Origin of the sequence: Streptomyces sp. NPDC020845 (assembly GCF_044334165.1) — a bacterium.
Lineage (GTDB): Bacteria > Actinomycetota > Actinomycetes > Streptomycetales > Streptomycetaceae > Streptomyces.
The window spans coordinates 463,639-479,703 of the sequence record NZ_JBIRSJ010000009.1; the positions used below are offsets into that span (position 1 = coordinate 463,639).

14 protein-coding genes and 2 pseudogenes are annotated in these 16,065 nt (G+C 70.7%); 12 read left to right on the plus strand and 4 right to left on the minus strand.

Features of this window, described 5'->3' with window-relative positions:
- Nucleotides 1-46: 46 nt before the first annotated feature.
- The 4 genes from ACH4U7_RS25690 (at nucleotide 47) to ACH4U7_RS25705 (ending at nucleotide 4,746) form a co-directional block, all read left to right on the plus strand.
- Nucleotides 47-1,444: a gluconate:H+ symporter gene (locus tag ACH4U7_RS25690; protein ID WP_398530174.1), complete on the plus strand. Its 1,398-nt coding sequence runs from the start codon at nucleotides 47-49 to the stop codon at nucleotides 1,442-1,444.
- A 167-nt stretch (nucleotides 1,445-1,611) separates the two neighbouring features.
- Nucleotides 1,612-2,409 (plus strand): SDR family oxidoreductase, encoded by a 798-nt coding sequence (locus tag ACH4U7_RS25695; protein WP_398530175.1) that lies wholly within the window; start codon nucleotides 1,612-1,614, stop codon nucleotides 2,407-2,409.
- Nucleotides 2,410-2,444: 35 nt separating this feature from the next.
- The gene (locus ACH4U7_RS25700; protein WP_398530246.1) at nucleotides 2,445-3,479 is read left to right on the plus strand and encodes an L-idonate 5-dehydrogenase; all 1,035 of its coding nucleotides are present in this window, start codon (nucleotides 2,445-2,447) and stop codon (nucleotides 3,477-3,479) included.
- A gap of 217 nt (nucleotides 3,480-3,696) precedes the next feature.
- On the plus strand, nucleotides 3,697-4,746 hold the full coding sequence (locus ACH4U7_RS25705) for a hypothetical protein (protein WP_398530176.1): 1,050 nt from the start codon (nucleotides 3,697-3,699) through the stop codon (nucleotides 4,744-4,746).
- Here ACH4U7_RS25705 and ACH4U7_RS25710 read toward each other — a convergent pair.
- On the minus strand, nucleotides 4,743-6,371 hold the full coding sequence (locus ACH4U7_RS25710; protein WP_398530177.1) for an FAD-dependent monooxygenase: 1,629 nt from the start codon (nucleotides 6,369-6,371) through the stop codon (nucleotides 4,743-4,745). The genes ACH4U7_RS25705 and ACH4U7_RS25710 overlap by 4 nt on opposite strands.
- A gap of 74 nt (nucleotides 6,372-6,445) precedes the next feature.
- Here ACH4U7_RS25710 and ACH4U7_RS25715 point away from each other — a divergent pair, with 74 nt between their 5' ends.
- The 3 genes from ACH4U7_RS25715 to ACH4U7_RS25725 all read left to right on the plus strand — a co-directional run bounded on the left by ACH4U7_RS25715 (nucleotide 6,446) and on the right by ACH4U7_RS25725 (nucleotide 9,783).
- A complete protein-coding gene (locus ACH4U7_RS25715; protein ID WP_398530178.1) occupies nucleotides 6,446-7,096 on the plus strand; it encodes a TetR/AcrR family transcriptional regulator C-terminal domain-containing protein in 651 nt (216 codons plus the stop codon).
- 33 nt (nucleotides 7,097-7,129) lie between these two features.
- Nucleotides 7,130-8,671: a CoA transferase gene (locus tag ACH4U7_RS25720; RefSeq protein WP_398530179.1), complete on the plus strand. Its 1,542-nt coding sequence runs from the start codon at nucleotides 7,130-7,132 to the stop codon at nucleotides 8,669-8,671.
- Between the two features lie 71 nt (nucleotides 8,672-8,742).
- Entirely contained in the window at nucleotides 8,743-9,783 is a 1,041-nt protein-coding gene (locus ACH4U7_RS25725) for an aldo/keto reductase (RefSeq protein WP_398530180.1), read from the plus strand.
- A 9-nt stretch (nucleotides 9,784-9,792) separates the two neighbouring features.
- Here the strand turns inward: ACH4U7_RS25725 and ACH4U7_RS25730 are convergent, their stop codons facing one another.
- Nucleotides 9,793-10,533 (minus strand): serine hydrolase, encoded by a 741-nt coding sequence (locus ACH4U7_RS25730; RefSeq protein WP_398530181.1) that lies wholly within the window; start codon nucleotides 10,531-10,533, stop codon nucleotides 9,793-9,795.
- Nucleotides 10,534-10,819: 286 nt separating this feature from the next.
- Here ACH4U7_RS25730 and ACH4U7_RS25735 point away from each other — a divergent pair, with 286 nt between their 5' ends.
- The 3 genes and pseudogenes from ACH4U7_RS25735 to ACH4U7_RS25745 all read left to right on the plus strand — a co-directional run.
- Nucleotides 10,820-11,620: an SAM-dependent methyltransferase gene (locus tag ACH4U7_RS25735; RefSeq protein ID WP_398530182.1), complete on the plus strand. Its 801-nt coding sequence runs from the start codon at nucleotides 10,820-10,822 to the stop codon at nucleotides 11,618-11,620.
- Nucleotides 11,621-11,705: 85 nt separating this feature from the next.
- Nucleotides 11,706-12,272 carry a hypothetical protein gene (locus ACH4U7_RS25740; RefSeq protein WP_398530183.1) on the plus strand — a complete coding sequence of 189 codons (567 nt, stop codon included), beginning with the start codon at nucleotides 11,706-11,708 and terminating at the stop codon, nucleotides 12,270-12,272.
- A 156-nt stretch (nucleotides 12,273-12,428) separates the two neighbouring features.
- Nucleotides 12,429-12,593 (plus strand): annotated as a pseudogene (locus ACH4U7_RS25745) (XRE family transcriptional regulator); the annotation flags it as partial.
- A 29-nt stretch (nucleotides 12,594-12,622) separates the two neighbouring features.
- Here the strand turns inward: ACH4U7_RS25745 and ACH4U7_RS25750 are convergent.
- Both ACH4U7_RS25750 and ACH4U7_RS25755 read right to left on the minus strand, forming a co-directional pair.
- The gene (locus tag ACH4U7_RS25750) at nucleotides 12,623-13,846 is read right to left on the minus strand and encodes a DUF222 domain-containing protein (RefSeq protein WP_398530184.1); all 1,224 of its coding nucleotides are present in this window, start codon (nucleotides 13,844-13,846) and stop codon (nucleotides 12,623-12,625) included.
- Between the two features lie 479 nt (nucleotides 13,847-14,325).
- Nucleotides 14,326-14,739 carry a winged helix-turn-helix transcriptional regulator gene (locus ACH4U7_RS25755; RefSeq protein WP_398530185.1) on the minus strand — a complete coding sequence of 138 codons (414 nt, stop codon included), beginning with the start codon at nucleotides 14,737-14,739 and terminating at the stop codon, nucleotides 14,326-14,328.
- Nucleotides 14,740-14,853: 114 nt separating this feature from the next.
- On the opposite strand from ACH4U7_RS25755, the gene ACH4U7_RS25760 reads away from it, so the two are divergent.
- Together ACH4U7_RS25760 and ACH4U7_RS25765 are read left to right on the plus strand one after the other, a co-directional pair.
- Nucleotides 14,854-15,798, plus strand: a complete 945-nt coding sequence (locus ACH4U7_RS25760; RefSeq protein ID WP_398530186.1) for an NADP-dependent oxidoreductase — start codon at nucleotides 14,854-14,856, stop codon at nucleotides 15,796-15,798.
- Nucleotides 15,799-15,845: 47 nt separating this feature from the next.
- Nucleotides 15,846-15,983: pseudogene (locus ACH4U7_RS25765) on the plus strand (aldo/keto reductase); the annotation flags it as partial.
- Nucleotides 15,984-16,065 lie beyond the last annotated feature (82 nt).

Below are 16,065 nucleotides of genomic sequence, written 5' to 3' on the forward strand. Positions count from 1 at the left end.
ACGACAAGACACGTACGGCCAAGACACGCACGCAAAGGAAGCCTCCGTGACCAGTCTCAGCGTCGAGATGCTGGCAGCGGATCCCGTCGACCCGATCACGTCGGCCGGTCACGCCCAGCTTGGAATCGCCGTCCTCGTCGGCATCGGCGTCATCGTCCTCCTCATCACCAAGTTCAAGTTGCACGCCTTTCTGTCGCTGACCATCGGCTCGCTGGCCCTCGGCGCCGTCGCGGGCGCGCCGCTGGACAAGGCGATCGCCAGCTTCACGGCCGGGCTCGGCACTACGGTCGCGGGCGTCGGCGTACTGATCGCGCTCGGCTCCATACTCGGCAAGCTCCTCGCGGACTCCGGAGGAGCGGACGAGATCGTCGACACGATCCTCGCCAAGGCGAACAACCGCACCATGCCGTGGGCGATGGCGCTGATCGCAGGGATCATCGGGCTGCCGCTCTTCTTCGAGGTCGGCATGGTGCTGCTGATCCCGGTCGTGCTGCTGGTCGCCAAGCGCGGCAACTACTCGCTGATGCGCATCGGTATCCCGGCCCTCGCCGGTCTGTCCGTCATGCACGGCCTGGTGCCGCCGCACCCCGGCCCGCTCGCCGCGATCGACGCGGTCAAGGCCAACCTGGGAGTCACCCTGGCGCTCGGCGTGCTGGTCGCGCTGCCCACCGTCGTGATCGCTGGACCGCTCTTCGCGCGTGTCGCCGCCCGCTGGGTGGATGTCACCCCGCCCGACCGGCTGATCCCGGCCCGCCCCTCGGAGGAGCTGGAGCGCCGCCCCGGGTTCGGGGTCACCGTGGCCACGGTGCTGCTGCCCGTCGTCCTGATGCTCGGCAAGGCGCTCGTCGACATCGTCGTGGACGACCCGGAGAACGGCGTCCAGCGGGTTGCCGACGTCGTCGGCTCGCCACTGATCGCGCTGCTCGCGGCCGTCATCGTCGGGATGTTCACGCTGGGCCGGGCGGCCGGCTTCACCAAGGACCGGTTGACGTCCACTGTCGAGACCTCGCTCGCCCCCATCGCCTCCATCCTGCTGATCGTCGGCGCGGGCGGCGGCTTCAAGGCGACGCTGGTCGACATCGGCGTCGGCGACATGATCATGGACGTCTCCAAGGACTGGAACGTCTCCGCGCTGCTGCTCGGCTGGCTGATCGCGGTGGGCATCCGGCTGGCGACCGGCTCGGCGACCGTGGCCACGATCTCCGCCGCCGGACTGATGGGCCCGCTCGCGGCCGATATGAGCACCACGCACACCGCGCTGCTCGTCCTCGCCATCGGCGCCGGGTCGCTGTTCTTCAGCCATGTCAACGACGCCGGGTTCTGGCTGGTCAAGGAGTACTTCGGGATGAGCGTCGGCCAGACCGTACGGACCTGGTCGGTGATGGAGACCATCATCTCCGTCGTCTCGCTCGGCTTCGTCCTGCTGCTCTCACTGGTCATCTAGCAACCTGGTCATCCAGCGACCCGGTCATCTAGCAACCTGGTCATCCGGCGACCTGGTCATCTAGCGACCTGGTCATCTAGCGACCCGGTCATCCAGCAGCCCGGTCGTCCGGCGATCCGGGCAACCAGCAACACAGCTCATCCAGCGAACTGGGGGAACGCATACCCATGGCGACACATCCGCTCTTCGACATCGCGGGCCGCACCGCCCTCGTCACCGGCTCCAGCCGGGGCATCGGCCACGCGCTCGCCCGGGGCCTGCTGGAGGCGGGCTGCACGGTGGTGCTCAACGGCCGTGACCCGGAACGGCTCAAGGCCGCGGCGGCCGAGCTCACCGAAAGCGCCGGCTCCGTGGAGGCGACGGGGAACACCACCACCGTCCACACCGCCGCCTTCGACGTCACCGACGGCCCCTCCGTCGCCGCGGGGATCGCCGAGGTGGAGGAGCGGGTCGGCCCGCTCGACATCCTGGTCAACAACGCGGGTATGCAGAACCGCGCCCCGCTGCTGGAGTTCACCGACGCCGACTGGCACCAGATCCTGGACACCAACCTCACCAGCGCGTTCCTGGTGGGCCGCGAGGTCGCCCGGCGGATGACCGAGCGCGGACACGGAAAGATCGTCAACATCTGCTCACTGCAGAGCGAGGTGGTGCGCCCCGGCATCGCTCCCTACGCGGCCACCAAGGGCGCGCTGAAGATGCTGACCAAGGGCATGTGCGCCGACTGGGGCCCGTACGGAATCCAGGTCAACGGGCTGGGCCCCGGCTATATCGAGACGGAGCTGACCCGGCCGCTCGTCGAGGACGAGAAGTTCAGCGCCTGGGTGCGCGGCCGGACCCCGGCGGGCCGCTGGGGGCGCACCGAGGACCTGGTCGGCGCGCTGCTGTATCTCGCGTCCCCCGCGGCGGACTTCGTGAGCGGGCAGATCCTGTACGTAGACGGCGGCATGACGAGCGTGCTCTGAACACGGATGAGCACAGAGAGGTGTGGGTGGAGGACATGGTGCTTGGCTGTGTGATCCATGGGCAGGGCGATCTGCGGGTCGATGAGCTCCCCGAGCCGACCCCGGCTCCCGGACAGGCCGTCGTCGCGATCCGCTACGGCGGGATCTGCGGATCCGATCTGCACTACCACCGCCACGGCGGGGTCGGCGACTTCCGGCTGAGCGAGCCGATGGTGCTGGGCCACGAGGTCGTCGGCACGGTCATCGGATACGGCGAGGGCGCGAGCGGACCGGCGCCCGGTACGCCCGTCGCCGTCCACCCGGCCACGCCCTGCGGGGTGTGCCCCGAGTGCGCGGACGGCCGGGCCAACGTCTGCCGCGACACCCGCTACCTGGGCAGCGCCGCGCGGACCCCGCACGTCCAGGGCGGCTTCGCGGGCCGTATAGCCGTCCCGGCGGAGCAGCTGCGGGCCCTGCCCGAGGGTCTTGAGCTGCGCCGCGCCGCGCTCGCTGAGCCGCTTGCGGTCGGCCTGCACGCGGTACGGCGCGCCGGTGATCTCAAGGGCCGTCATGTGCTGGTCACGGGCGCCGGGCCGATCGGCTGTCTGGTCGTGGCCGCGGCGCGTGCGGCGGGCGCCGCGCGGATCACGGTGACCGATCTGCTGCCGCGGGCCCTGGAGTTCGCGGCCTCGGCCGGGGCCACCGCATGCGTACGGGCCGATGACCCGGCCGACCCGAACTGGCCGGACGGCGAGGTGGACGTCGCGATCGAGGCGTCCGGCGTGGCGGCCGGCCTCGACACCTGTGTGCGCCTGATCCGGCGCGGCGGCGTCGTCGTACAGCTGGGCATGCTGCCGCCCGGGCAGAGCCCGATCGCGGGGAACCTGCTGGTCAGCCGGGAGATCGAAGTGCGCGGGGCGTTCCGCTTCCACGCGGAGTTCGATGACGCGCTGCGGCTGCTGGCGGCCGAGCCGTCCCTGGAGTCGCTGATCAGCGCGGTCCGGCCGGTACGGGAGTCGGTCGACGCCTTCGCGCTGGCCGCCGACCGCAGCCGCTCCTGCAAGGTGCTGCTGGAGTTCGGCGAGGAGTAGAGCGGTACGGGGTGGACGGCGTGGCGGAGAGGGATCCGCCACGCCGTCCGTCGTGTGTGGATGCGGATGTGGATGCGGATCCGCTGTATGCCATGGACATGTCTAGGCCAATCGTGGCAGGCTTTCCGCGACGCGGGTTGGACAACGTTGTCGGGCCAGCTCGCGCGGCAATCCGAACGCACCACGCACCCCCCTCAACGGACGTGGAGCCCCTTCCATGAGACGTGCCATCACCTTCTTAAGCGCGATAACCGTCGCCGCCATGGGCTGGACCCTCGGTACCGCCCAGGCCGCGCCCGCGCCGCCCCCGCCGCCCCGGTCCGCGCAGGAGACCTCCTTCTCCGCCGAGCAGCAGCGGTCCGCGCTGCGGTTCTGGACCGCCGAACGCCTGCGCACCGCACGGGACGTCACCACACCGCGCCAGACCGGCGCGTCGCCCGCCGGGCCCTCGGCCGCCGGACCGTCGGCCGCCGGACCGCGGGTGACGGTCCCCCCGGTGTCCGCGCCCAAATCCGTGTCGCCCTCGGGCACCGCCCCCTCGGGCACCGCCCCCCCGGGCACCGCCCCCTCGGTGGCCGCCTCCTCGCCCACCCCCTGGACCGGGGGCGGCCTGATCGGCACCACGGCCGGCAAGGTGTTCTTCCAGAACGCCTCCGGAGGCACGTTCGCCTGCTCGGCCACCGTCGCCAACGCCGACAACAAGTCCGTCGTCCTCACCGCCGGGCACTGCGTCGTGGACGCGGGCACCGGAGAGGTCTACCGCAACTGGGTCTTCATCCCGGGCTACGCCAACGGCAACCGCCCCTTCGGCACCTTCACCGCCAGGTCGCTGTTCCACCTCGGCCAGTACGTCTCCACGGGCGGAAACGCCAACTGGGACCTCGCCTTCGCCGTCATGGGCCAGGTGAACGGACGGTCGCTGGTCGACACCGTCGGCGCCCAGGGCATCGCCTTCAACTCGCCCACCGGCCGCCACGTCCACTCCTTCGGCTACGGAGGCTCGGCCGCGGAGGGCAACGGCGAGCGCCTGAACCACTGCGAGGGCGACGAGTACCCCGACGCGGGGCGGCCCGGCTCCACGATGTGGGGCATCGACTGCGTACAGACCGGGGGTTCGAGCGGCGGCGGCTTCCTGGCCGACTTCGACACCTCGAGCGGCGGCGGCTACCTCGTCGGCAACATCAGCGTGAGCGCGGGCAACAACGAGTACCACCCGACCCTCGGGAACGAGGCGCTGGATCTGTACCGTCAGGCGGGCGCGGCCTAGCCGCCGAGCCCGGCCAGATAGTCACGCAGCCCGGCTTCCTCGTCCGCCGCGAAACCGATGTAGCCGTCGGGGCGGACGAGGAAGAGCCCGCGTTCCCCGTAGCCGGCGCGGATATGCCCGTCGGGGTCGAGAAGATGACCTGGGCGCCCCGCCGGGCCGCCGATCCGGTACGTACGGACGAAGTCTGCGCGGATGGGCTGGAGTTCGGTGTCGCCGAGGGCCAGCAGCGTGAAATGCGGGCCACGGAAGGCGTCGAACAGGCGGAACGGCTCTCCGTCGGGCCGGGCGCACGGCGCGTCCGGGGCCCGGTCGCCCGCGCGCGGACTTCCGTACCCGTCCGCAGAGCTTTCCGGCGCGGCGTCTTCGCGTACGACACCTTCCGCCGCAACGTCCTCCGCCGCAACGCCTTCCGCCGCAACGCCTTCCGCCGCAACGCCTTCCGGCGCGGGCCGTCGGTCCACCGCCAGTCGGCCGCCGCGGTAGTTCAGGCCGAGCTGCCGCACTTCGGGCCCGCGGCGCTCCCCCTCCTCGTCACCCGCCCGATGGGCGCGGTGGATACGGGTGCTGATGCCGAGCACCCCGGCGGCGACCGGCAGTCGCTCCTCCTCGTAGGTGTCCAGCAGGGCCGGGTCCGCCCCGTGTCGCAGCACCTGCCCCAGCTTCCAGCCGAGGTTGTACGCGTCCTGCACGCTGGTGTTGAGGCCCTGGCCGCCCGCGGGGGAGTGGATATGCGCCGCGTCCCCCACCAGGAAGACCCGGCCCTCGGCGAACCGCTCCGCCATCGCCGCCCGCGCCCGGAAGTCCGAGGCCCACGACACCTCGCGCACATCGGACGCCGCGAGGTGGGTGCGCTCGGCGATCAGCTGCCGCACCGCCTCGGCCGAGGTGTCCGGCGTGGCGTCGACGTCCTCGTACTGGGCGAAGAGCTGGAAGTGGTCGGTCCCGGCGAGCGGGCACAGCGCGACCGTGCCGCCCTTCGCCTTCGGCCATGCGTGCCAGTGGTCGCGGTCGAGCCGGTCATCGTCCAGTCGGACGTCCGCGACCAGCATCGGGCTGGGATCCACGGTCTCGCCGGTCATGGGGATGCCGAGCGCCCTGCGCACGGTACTGCGGCCACCGTCGGCGGCCACCAGATAGGCGGCCCGTACGGTGGCGGCCGAGCCGTCGGCGCGGGACAGCCGCGCCTCGACGCCGTCGGCGTTCTGCGTCAGGCCGGTGAGCTCGGTGCCGAACTCGACGGATCCGCCCAACTCTTGGAGCCGCGCGTACAGCAGCCGCGCGGTGCGCCACTGCGGCACCATCCACATGTCCGCGTACGGCGCGCCCGGCGTCGGCCGGCCCCGTTCGATCATGTCGTGCGTGCCGAGCCGCGTGCCGTCTTCCCAGCCCAGCACCAGTGGATACGGCCCGCCCGCCCGCCGCACCGCGTCGATCACTCCCAGGTCGTCGAAGACCTCCTGCGTCCGCGGGTTCAGCCCCTTGCCACGCGACCCGGGGAACAGGCCGGCCCCTCGCTCGACCACGCGGGCGCGCACACCGCGCCGGGCCAGGTCGATCGCGAGGGTCAGACCGGAGGGCCCGGCCCCGACGATCAGTACCGCTTCCTTAACGTTGTTAAGTTCCATACTCCGAGAGTGCCCTTAACGGCGTTAAATTGTCAAGTGTCATCGGCCGGGGGACGGCCTGGGAGAATCGGCGCATGGCGACGCGACTGGACCGCGCGCAGGTGGTGGACACCGCGCTGCGGCTGCTGAACGAGGTGGGTCTCGAAGGGCTCACGCTGCGCCGGATCGCCAAGGAGCTGAACGTCCAGGCGCCCGCCCTCTACTGGCACTTCAAGAACAAGCAGGCCCTCCTCGACGAGATGGCCACCGCCATGTACCGCGAGATGGCGGCCGGTGCGGCGGCGGCCCCCGCCGCCACCTGGCAGGAGCGCGTCGCGGACGCCCAGCGGGCGCTGCGCCGCGCGCTTCTGCGCTACCGCGACGGCGCCAAGGTCTTCAGCGGCAGCCATTTCACGGACACCTCACACGCCCCCGGCCAGAACGAGCACCTGCGCGCACTCGTCGCGGCGGGCTTCACCCCCGGCACCGCCGCCCGCGCCTCCTTCGTCGCGTACGCGTTCACCCTCGGGTTCGTGATCGAGGAACAGGCGGTGGAGCCGATGCCCGGCGAGCGGGCGGAGGGCTACGACGTCCAGGAGCGCGCGAAGCTCATCGGCGAGGAGTACGCGCTGGCGGCGGAGGCGGGCGCGGACCTGTTCACGGATTACGAGGCGCGCTTCGAGGAGGGGCTGCGCGCCATCGTCGCGGGCATCGAGGCGACCATGGGCCCGGAAGCGCGGTCTTGAGGCGCCCGGCCCGGTGCCCTGCACAATGACTGCATGACACACCGAATCGAGGCCGACGGCGAGACCGGCGCCGAGGCCAACGCCGATACGGACGCCGCGACCGCGCACGCGTGGACCGCCCTCGGCGGCGCCCCGGACCTGCTGGAGAAGGTGTCGTACGTCCCCGCCGGCGGTGTTCTGCCCGCCCGCCTGCCCGTACGCGAGCTGGCCCGCGCCACCGTCGGAGCGTGCTCCCTCGCCGCCGCCGAACTCGCGGCGCGGCGGTCCGGGGGAGCGGTCCCGGCCGTACGGGTGGCGGAGGCCGCGGTCGCCACCGCGTTCATCAGCGAGCGGCATCTGCGGATCGACGGCCGGAAGCCGACGAACTTCGCGCCGCTGTCAGGCTTCTGGCGCGCGGCCGACGGCTGGGTGCGCACCCACGCCAACTACCCCCACCACCGCGCCCGCCTGCTGCCCGCCCTCGGGATAGCCGACGACGGCGATGAGGACGTGCTCGTCAAGCGCCTCGCGGAGGAACTGGCGGCCCGCCCGGCCCAGTGGATCCAGGAGACGGTGTACCAAGCGGGCGGCCTGGCCGTAGCGGTAGCGCCGCCGCCGCAGCCCACCGCCGGGGCCGCCGCAGCGACCGCCACCGGGGCTGCCGCAGCGACCGCCGCCCGGGCTGCCGCAGAGCCCACCACCGGGGCTGCCGCAGCGACCGCCACCGGGGCCGCCGCAGCGACCGCCGTCCCGCTGCCCGGTCCCGCGTTGATCGAGTCCCGCCACATCGGTGAAGCCGCTGCCCGCCCCCTGCCGCCCGCGCCCCTGCCCGCGAGCGGCGTACGGGTCCTCGACCTGACCCGGGTCATAGCAGGCCCCGTGGCCACCCGCACCCTGGCGCTGCTCGGCGCGGACGTACTGCGTATCGACTCCCCGCACCTTCCGGAGGACCCGGACGCCCACGCCGACACCGGCTTCGGCAAGCGCTCCACCCGGCTGGACCTCGCCGACCCCCGGGACCGGCAGACCTTCGAGGAACTGCTCGACCGCGCCGACGTCGTGGTCACCGGCTACCGCCCGGGCGCCCTCGACCGCTTCGGCCTCGCCCCCGGCGCCCTGCTGGAACGCCGCCCCGGGCTCGTCGTCGCCCAGGTGTCCGCGTGGGGCTGGTCCGGCCCGTGGGCCGGTCGGCGCGGTTTCGACAGCCTCGTCCAGGCCGCATGCGGTATCGCCGCCCTCGAAGCAGCCCCCGACGGCCACCCCGGAGTACTGCCCGCGCAGGCTCTGGACCACGGCACGGGCTATCTGCTCGCCGCCGGGGTCCTGCGGTCCCTGGCCGAACGCCACGAGAGCGGCGGCGGACGCCATCTGCGCTTCTCCCTGGCCGCCACGGCCTCGTGGCTGATGCACGGCATCACCCGCGACACGCTTGCCACCTCCGCCGCCCCGTACGACCCTGCCCCCTGGCTGACCGAACGCCCCGCCCCGTACGGCCGGCTGCGCTACGCCCGCCCACCCCTCGGCTACGCCGACGCCCCCCGCGACTGGGCCCATCCGCCGACCCTCTGGGGCACCGACGCCCCGGTCTGGCGCTGACACTTCATGTGCACCTGCTTGCCGCAAGTTGGCTTGCTTGGAGCGCACTTGAAGCTCCTAGCGTGACCGGCATGAGCAACGCCATCGAAAGCAGCGCCATCGAGCCGATCAGCAAGGTCGAGCTGGGCACCGGCGGCCCTCTCGTCGGTGTCCAGGGCTTCGGCGCCATGGGTATCAGCCACGCCTACGGACAGACGGACGACGCGGCCGCCCGCGACACCCTGGAGGCCACCGTCGAGGCGGGCGTCACCCTCATCGACACCGCCGATCTGTACGGCATCGGTGCCAACGAGGAATTCCTCGCGCCGTTCGTCGCCGCGCACCGCGACGAAATCACCCTGGCCACCAAGTTCGGCGTCGAGCGCCGCGCCGACGACCCGGGCTACCGGGCCATCCGCAACGATCCCGGCTACGTCAAAAAGGCCGTCGAGGCGAGCCTGCGCCGCCTGAACGTCGAGGTCATCGACCTCTACTACATGCACCGCCGCGACCCCGCCGTCCCGTTCGCCGAGTCCGTCGGCGCCATGGCCGACCTGATCCGGGAAGGCAAGGTCAAGCACCTCGGCCTGAGCGAGGTCACCGGCGCCGAACTGCGCGAGGCGCATGCCGTGCACCCGATCACCGCCCTGCAGTCCGAGTGGTCGCTCTTCAGCCGGGACGCCGAGCGCAGCGCGGTGGGCGCGGCCGCCGCGCTGGGCGTCGCCTTCGTGCCGTACTCGCCGCTCGGCAGGGGCTTTCTGGCCGGCGCCTTCGCCGACGCGGGCAAAGACCTCTCCAGCGACGACTTCCGGCAGTCCCAACCGCGCCTCACCGGCGACAACGCCAAGACCAACGCGGCCCTCCTGGCCCCCCTCCACCGGATCGCAGCCGACCACGGCGCCACCACCGCCCAGATCGCCCTGGCCTGGGTCCAGCAGCGGGCCCAGACCCACGGCCTGACCGTCGTCCCCATCCCCGGGACCCGTAAGCGCAGCCGCCTCCTCGAGAACGCCGCGGCCACCCGGATCACGCTGACCCCGGAAGAACTGGCGCTGCTTGAGCCGATCGCCGGCCGGGTGGCGGGCGACCGCGAAGCGGACATGTCACTCACCTCCGCGGCCCGGGAGGGCTAGGGGCTCGCTTTATGCCGACGGGCAGAACACCGATTTGAGGGCGTCGGTGATGTGTGGCGGCGTGTTCATGCGCTCGGCATCGTCCCCCGACAGCGTCACGGACACGGCGAACTGCAGACGGCCGTCGGAGGAGCTGGCGGTCGAGGCGACAAAGCCGGGGGCGGTGCCCAGGGATCCCGGAGCGAACTCGGGGTTGCCGGCGCACGGCCCTCCGTCGGTCCGCGGCGGCATACCAGGCGGCGGGCCGGTGAGCAGCTCGCTCAGCGACTCCGGCAGGAGCCTGCCCTGGCGGAGGGCGCGATTGAAGGTGCTGACGTCGCGCGCGGTGGAGACCACGCCGCCGGCGCCGAGCATGATGGTGGCGTTGATCTTGTCGGCATCGTGCAGCGTGCCCGTCTCGTCCATGGCATAGCCGTGCCCATGCGGGCCCTTGATGCCCCCCCACGGCTTTGTGGGCAGATAGGTATCGCGCATCCCGAGCGGGGCGAAGAACCTCCTGTTGAGCTCGGCCGCCAGTGACCTTCCGGACCGTTTCTCGACGACCGTGCAGACGGAATCGCGCCGCCCTTGCCGTCGAGCAGACGGGACCCGGCCGATCCCTTCCCGATCAGCTTGCCGTCCAGGTACACCTCGCCGATGACGCCCACCACGTGGCCCGACTTCAGCAAGTCTTCCATCGCCTTCCGCACATTCCTGACCTTGACGGAGTCGGCAGATACCGAGGCGTTGGCGGGGGCCGGCAGATACCAAGGCGTTGGCGGGGCCGGCAGATACCGAGGCTCTGGCGGGGGCCGGCAGCCACCGAGGCTCTGGCGGGCGCGGCTACGCTCAGAGCCGGCGCCGCACACGCCACCGAGGCGATGCCGGCCACTGCCGCTCGACGTGAAAGCATGAAGTCTCCCTTTGCGGAAGTCCGAAAAAGCCGATGTCGAGCCACGGTTCCAGGGTGGGACGTGCTTCCTCGGTGTTGGCCCCCGACCGTGCGGCTACGGCTTTCGCGGCGGTGCCGAGGAGGACGAGACCACTGGAGATCGGCATGACTTCTCATGAGGCACGGCTGTACGCGCACTTCCTGGACGACGGGAATGACGGGAATGACGGGAACGACGGCGGCGGCCGAGAACTGACACTGGCCGAACGGATACAGCAGCAGGTGCCCAACGTCGGGCTGATCGCCCGCAATCAGCGTCTCTTTGCGCTGCGGGCGGTGCGTACCGTCGTCGAGCAGTACGGCATCCGGCAGTTCCTGGATATCGGCTCCGGCCCGGACCACGCACCGAACGTCCATGAGGTGGCGCAGGCCGTCGACCCGGCCTGCAGGGTCGTCTACGTCGACCGGGACGAGGCGGTCGTGACGGGGCTGTCGGCCAGGTGGCAGGAGGACACCCGGGTCGGCTGCCTCACGGCCGACGCGCGCGACCCCGAGTCGATTCTGTGCTCCTCGGTCGTACGGCGGACCATCGACTTCGCCGAGCCCGTCGGACTGCTCCTGGCCTCAGTCTTCCTGTTCGTCGAGGACAAGGACGACCCGGCCGGCATCATCGAGCGGCTGGTCGGAGCGCTGCCGTCCGGCAGCTATGTGGTCTTCTCGCAGGGCACCTACGACTATGACGGTGACCGGCGCACCGTGGAACTCCTGACCTCCCTGTACGCGGAAGGCGGCGTGACCGTCACACCGCGCGACAAGGCCACCATCGCGAGATTCCTGGAACGGGCCGGATTGGAGGTCCTTGCCCCTGGCATCGTCGCCACCAACCATTGGCGGCCGGACCCGGACGCCCGGCCGGGTAACGAGGCCGACTCCTGCATTCACGCCGCCCTCGCCTGCAAGCCGTAAGCACGCTGTTGGCCTTCGACACGGCTCATCGCTCTGATGGGTGGAAAGGAATGCGTACACTGCTCTGCTACTTGACCGGGAGTCCATGGTGAGTCTGACCGACCAGATACTTCCGCTCGCAGGCGTCGCCCTGGGAGCTGCCATGTCGTTCCTGGTGAGCAGCTTGAACGAGCGGACGAGGTGGCGCAGGCAACAGTCGGTGCGCTGGGACGAGCACCGCTTGACGGCCTATGCCGAGTACGCCCACACCGTAAAGGAGCTGGCGGCTCGTTACCAGATGATCGCTGCCGCCCGGGGTTTGGTATCCGGGCCCATGCCGCTGGAACCCACCCCCGAAGTGCTCGCGGAGATCCGCGAGCTGGAGTCTCGCCGTTCCGCACTGTCGGAGACCCTTGGGCTGCTTGGCGACACGGCGGCAAACACCGCGTCCAAGACACTGGACCACTGTTTGTGGCGGTTGGAGTGTCTGGCCCGGGGTGTCGCCACAGAGGTCGAACAGAACTGGGATCAGGCGTATCTGGAGTTCCGAGATGCGCGCAGCCGCTACATCGAACAGGCCCGCACCAGCCTCGGCGTGTCGGGGGCCGTTGCCCGGGACGTCGCCTGGCCGGCCGCATGGCGTCCCGTGACCCGATCGCCGTCTTCGCAGTGACGCGAGGAGTACGGATCAGGTTCTGGGCCGCCGTCCTTGCGCCACAGGGTGCCGATCTCGCTGGTCGCCTTGTGGCACAGCAGGCTCAGACGACGCCGCACTCGCCACGCCGTACTCGCCACGCCGTACTCGCCACGCCGCACTCGCCACGCCGTACTCGCCACGCCGCACTTGGCCCGGCTCGTTGGCCATGATTCGCCGTTGATGCACCTGCGGCGCCATGATGGCGTGGGGATGTTCTCTCGCTTCGCGGAACCCGCCGAGGAGTTGTGGTCTGGTGGCGCCCCCGTTCCAGGGATCCCTTCGTCCGCGCCGCGATAGCGGCCCTATGGGTCGTGCGGCCGCTCGGGTTATTCGAGGTAGTTGTGCGGTGAGTTGGTGTAGACGTGGCCAGTGGGCGCGGTCCACGTAGCGATCCCGGTGTCGGCATCCCGGGTGACTCGCCACCCCGGATGGTGGGTCTTCATCACATGGTGGCGTCGGCACAACGAACCCAGGTTTCCCGGAACGGTCTGCCCTCCTGCTGCCGGATCATCATGGTTGAAGGGTTGGATGTGGTCGAGGTCGCAGCGGTGGGCGGGCATCTGGCAGGTGGGGAAGGTGCATCGGCCGTCCCGGGCGATCACATGCCGCTCCGTTTCGGCCGTCGGCTTGTAGGTCGTCGGGTCCGTCTTGACCAGTACCCCGGTCTTGGGCTCGATGATCAGCCGCCGCCAGATCGTCCCCTCGGCGAACGCGATCTTCCGCGCCTGCCCCGCGGTGATCGGTCCGTACCCCTTGAGCTGGGCGGGCTCCTCGCTCTCCCCGATCAGCACATCCAGCGGGACGGTGATCTGCACGACGGCCGCTGACCGCCCACCAGAGGCATGCTCGGCGCCGGTGGTGCCTGTGCTGGTGCGGTTGACGACCAGGTCGAAGAGGGCGTCCACCCGCTTCTGCTCGAGTGTGCGGCCCTCATCCGGCAGTGTGGCCGCGTGAGCGTCCACTGCCTGGTTCATCCGGGCGGCCTGCTCGGCGGGCAGGATCGCACCCCACATCGCCATGCCGTCGTCCTGCGCGTGGTGAACCATCTGCCGCTCGCGCTTCCGCTTGCGATGCCGCTCCTCAGCGCCGTGCGGATCGGCCCGGATGATGTGCCGGGCCAGCGCGCGCCGGGTCTGCCCGGTGGCCAGGCCCGGCATCTTCTCGGCGATCGTGGCTTCGACCTGCGCGGCGAGCAGCGGGTCGAGGACGCCGCAGGCCTCGGTGACAGCAACGGCCTGCATGTAGCAGATCTCACCGCGCTCCAGCATGCCCAGGGTGGTCGGGTAGTGGCTGTCGAGCTCCCGGGCGACCTGAAGCCGTTTGGCGGCTGTCGTCCCCGACAGCTTCAGCGCACAAGCCACTTCCTCACACGCGAAGTTCCACTCGCCCTCGATGCTCTCGTTCCACTTGCCCTCCGGCAACGCACCCTGCACATCGGCGTCCAGGGCAGCCAGGATGTGGGCCTGTTGCGCCTGGATCCACGCCGCATGCCGCTCCAGGGCCTTCAGCGCGTCAATACGGCCCGCGTGGGACAGCTTCTCCGGGTCCATGAGCGGTAACACGACTGCCGTCTGCGGTCCCGGAGCCATGTCGGCCAGGTAGGCAGCCCACTCGTCCGGTGTCCCCGGAAGCAGAGCCGGACCCAGGCCCTGACCCAGGGCCGGGCCCAGAGCCGGACCCAGGGCCGGACCCAGGCCCTGACCCAGGGCCGGAGCGGGAGCCGGAGCACGGCTGCCGGTCTCAGTAATGGTTGTGGTGTTGCCCCTCATGGCGATCACCCCCCCCGTGATGCGCTCAATGCCCGCCTCCTCCAGGCGAGCTCACACCTCCATTCTCCCTCACTCTCCGTGATTCAGGCAGGTCAGAGTGGCCAATTCCACCCATTAGAGTGACTGTTCGGAATCCGGAACTCCATCCCGCCCCCGTCGTGCAGGCATCGGCATCCCCCTGCAAACTCGATCACGTGTCCCTTGTCGGCCAATGGTGCACGCAAGCCGTGTCCATCAGCGTCTGCTCCTTGAAGGCGGAGCTAGCGGACAGGGGCCGGTTCGGTGGCCGCCCGTTCGTCGAACGAGGTGCGGGCGGCGAGGATTTCGCGCGCGTGTTCCAGTGACCAGTCGGCGATGGCGGCGGTGAGTTGGCCGACCTGGACGCCAAGGGGGGTCAGGCCGTATTCCACGCGCGGTGGGACGGTCGGGTAGACGGTGCGGCTGACCAGACCGTCGCGTTCCAGGGCGCGCAGGGTCTGGGTCAGCATCTTCTGGGTGATGCCATCCAGGACGCGCCGTAGCTCGTTGAACCGCAGTGGCCGCTCGTAGCGCCGCAGGGCCGCCAGGACGTACAGCGCCCACTTGTTGGCGATGACCTCGATGACGGTGCGTGAGGGGCAGTCACTGCGGTAGGTGACGGGCACGGGCGCGCCTGTGTCCGAGTAGGTATCCATAAGGTACCTGGGTATCACATGGGTGCCTTCTTCCCAAGGGGTACTGCTCTCTTCCAGGATGGAGCCCGTGGCCGGATCGGCCACCGTGCTCGGTTATCAAGGGAAGGCGATGAGATGAGCAGCCGTATGCGGGCGGTCAGTCAGCGGGTGTTCGGCGGTCCGGACGTTCTGGAGATCATCGAGACGGAGCGGCCCGAGCCGGGGCCCGACGAGGTGCTGGTGCGTGTCCATGCCGTGGGTGTCAACCCGGCTGACTGGAAGGGGCGTTCCGGACAGCTGCCCAGGATGGGTAAGCCGCCGTTCACGCTGGGGCTGGATCTGTCCGGGGTGGTGGAGACGGTGGGCGAGCGGGTCACCGGGTTCCGCCCGGGCGACGCGGTGTTCGCCGCCGTACTGCCGCCGCGCGCCTACGCCGAGTACGTCACGGTGTCGCAGGAGGCGCTGGCGCCCGTCCCCGCGGGCCTGGACCTGGTGCACGCGGCGGCGCTGCCGACCGCGGCGCTGACGGCCCGGCAGTCACTGGTGCGGGTCGCGGATGTGGGGGCCGGGCAACGGGTTCTGGTGCATGCGGCGGCGGGCGGCATCGGGCATCTGGCGGTCCAGATCGCCAAAGGTCGCGGCGCGCACGTCATCGGCACAGCCCGGCGGGCCAAGCACGGCTTCCTCCAGGAGCTCGGCGCCGATGAGCTGATCGACTACACCGCCACCGACTTCGTGTCCGCCGCGGCGGGCGTCGACGTGGTGCTGGACTCGATCAGCGGCGAGTACGGCCTGCGGTCTCTGGACGCGCTGGCCCCCGACGGGGTGCTGATCGACATCAGGGGCACCGGTCCGGACCGGGACCCGATCCGGGCCAGGGCGCGGGAACTGGGCCGACGATACGTAGAGTTCGGGTTCGTCCCCTCGGGGGCCGATCTGCGGGAGATCGGGGCGCTGGTGGAGCGGGGCGTGCTGCGGGTGGCTGTCGAGGAAGTCCTGCCGCTCCAAGCTGTGGCCAGGGCGCACGAGTTGAGCGAGTCCGGTCGAGCTACGGGGAAGATCGTGCTGACCGTTCGGTGACCGCTGACGTAAACACACCGTCGGCCGTGCCCCGTCGATGAGCGCCGGGCGGCCCCCTCGTCGGTGTCCAGGGCTTCGGCGCCATGGGCATCGGCCACGCCTACGGACAGACGGATGCCGCGGCGGCCCGTGACACCCTGGAGGCCACCGTCGAGGCGGGCGTCACCCTCATCGACACACCAGACACGCCTCACTAGGGCCTTGATGTTTTCGCAGGCCAGCGGTCGTATGTAGGGCTTCCTAATTCGCGTACTGGGGTAGACGATC

Excerpts from the sequence above, each read along its gene's own strand:
- ACH4U7_RS25695 (WP_398530175.1), top strand. The coding sequence starts at position 1,612 with ATGGCGACACATCCGCTCTTCGACATCGCGGGCCGCACCGCCCTCGTC.
- ACH4U7_RS25715 (WP_398530178.1), top strand. The coding sequence starts at position 6,446 with ATGGCGACGCGACTGGACCGCGCGCAGGTGGTGGACACCGCGCTGCGG.
- ACH4U7_RS25705 (WP_398530176.1), top strand. The coding sequence starts at position 3,697 with ATGAGACGTGCCATCACCTTCTTAAGCGCGATAACCGTCGCCGCCATG.
- ACH4U7_RS25760 (WP_398530186.1), top strand. The coding sequence starts at position 14,854 with ATGAGCAGCCGTATGCGGGCGGTCAGTCAGCGGGTGTTCGGCGGTCCG.
- ACH4U7_RS25740 (WP_398530183.1), top strand. The coding sequence starts at position 11,706 with ATGGTGAGTCTGACCGACCAGATACTTCCGCTCGCAGGCGTCGCCCTG.
- ACH4U7_RS25700 (WP_398530246.1), top strand. The coding sequence starts at position 2,445 with ATGGTGCTTGGCTGTGTGATCCATGGGCAGGGCGATCTGCGGGTCGAT.
- ACH4U7_RS25720 (WP_398530179.1), top strand. The coding sequence starts at position 7,130 with ATGACACACCGAATCGAGGCCGACGGCGAGACCGGCGCCGAGGCCAAC.
- ACH4U7_RS25725 (WP_398530180.1), top strand. The coding sequence starts at position 8,743 with ATGAGCAACGCCATCGAAAGCAGCGCCATCGAGCCGATCAGCAAGGTC.
- ACH4U7_RS25735 (WP_398530182.1), top strand. The coding sequence starts at position 10,820 with ATGACTTCTCATGAGGCACGGCTGTACGCGCACTTCCTGGACGACGGG.
- ACH4U7_RS25750 (WP_398530184.1), bottom strand. The coding sequence starts at position 13,846 with ATGGACCCGGAGAAGCTGTCCCACGCGGGCCGTATTGACGCGCTGAAG.
- ACH4U7_RS25755 (WP_398530185.1), bottom strand. The coding sequence starts at position 14,739 with ATGGATACCTACTCGGACACAGGCGCGCCCGTGCCCGTCACCTACCGC.
- ACH4U7_RS25710 (WP_398530177.1), bottom strand. The coding sequence starts at position 6,371 with ATGGAACTTAACAACGTTAAGGAAGCGGTACTGATCGTCGGGGCCGGG.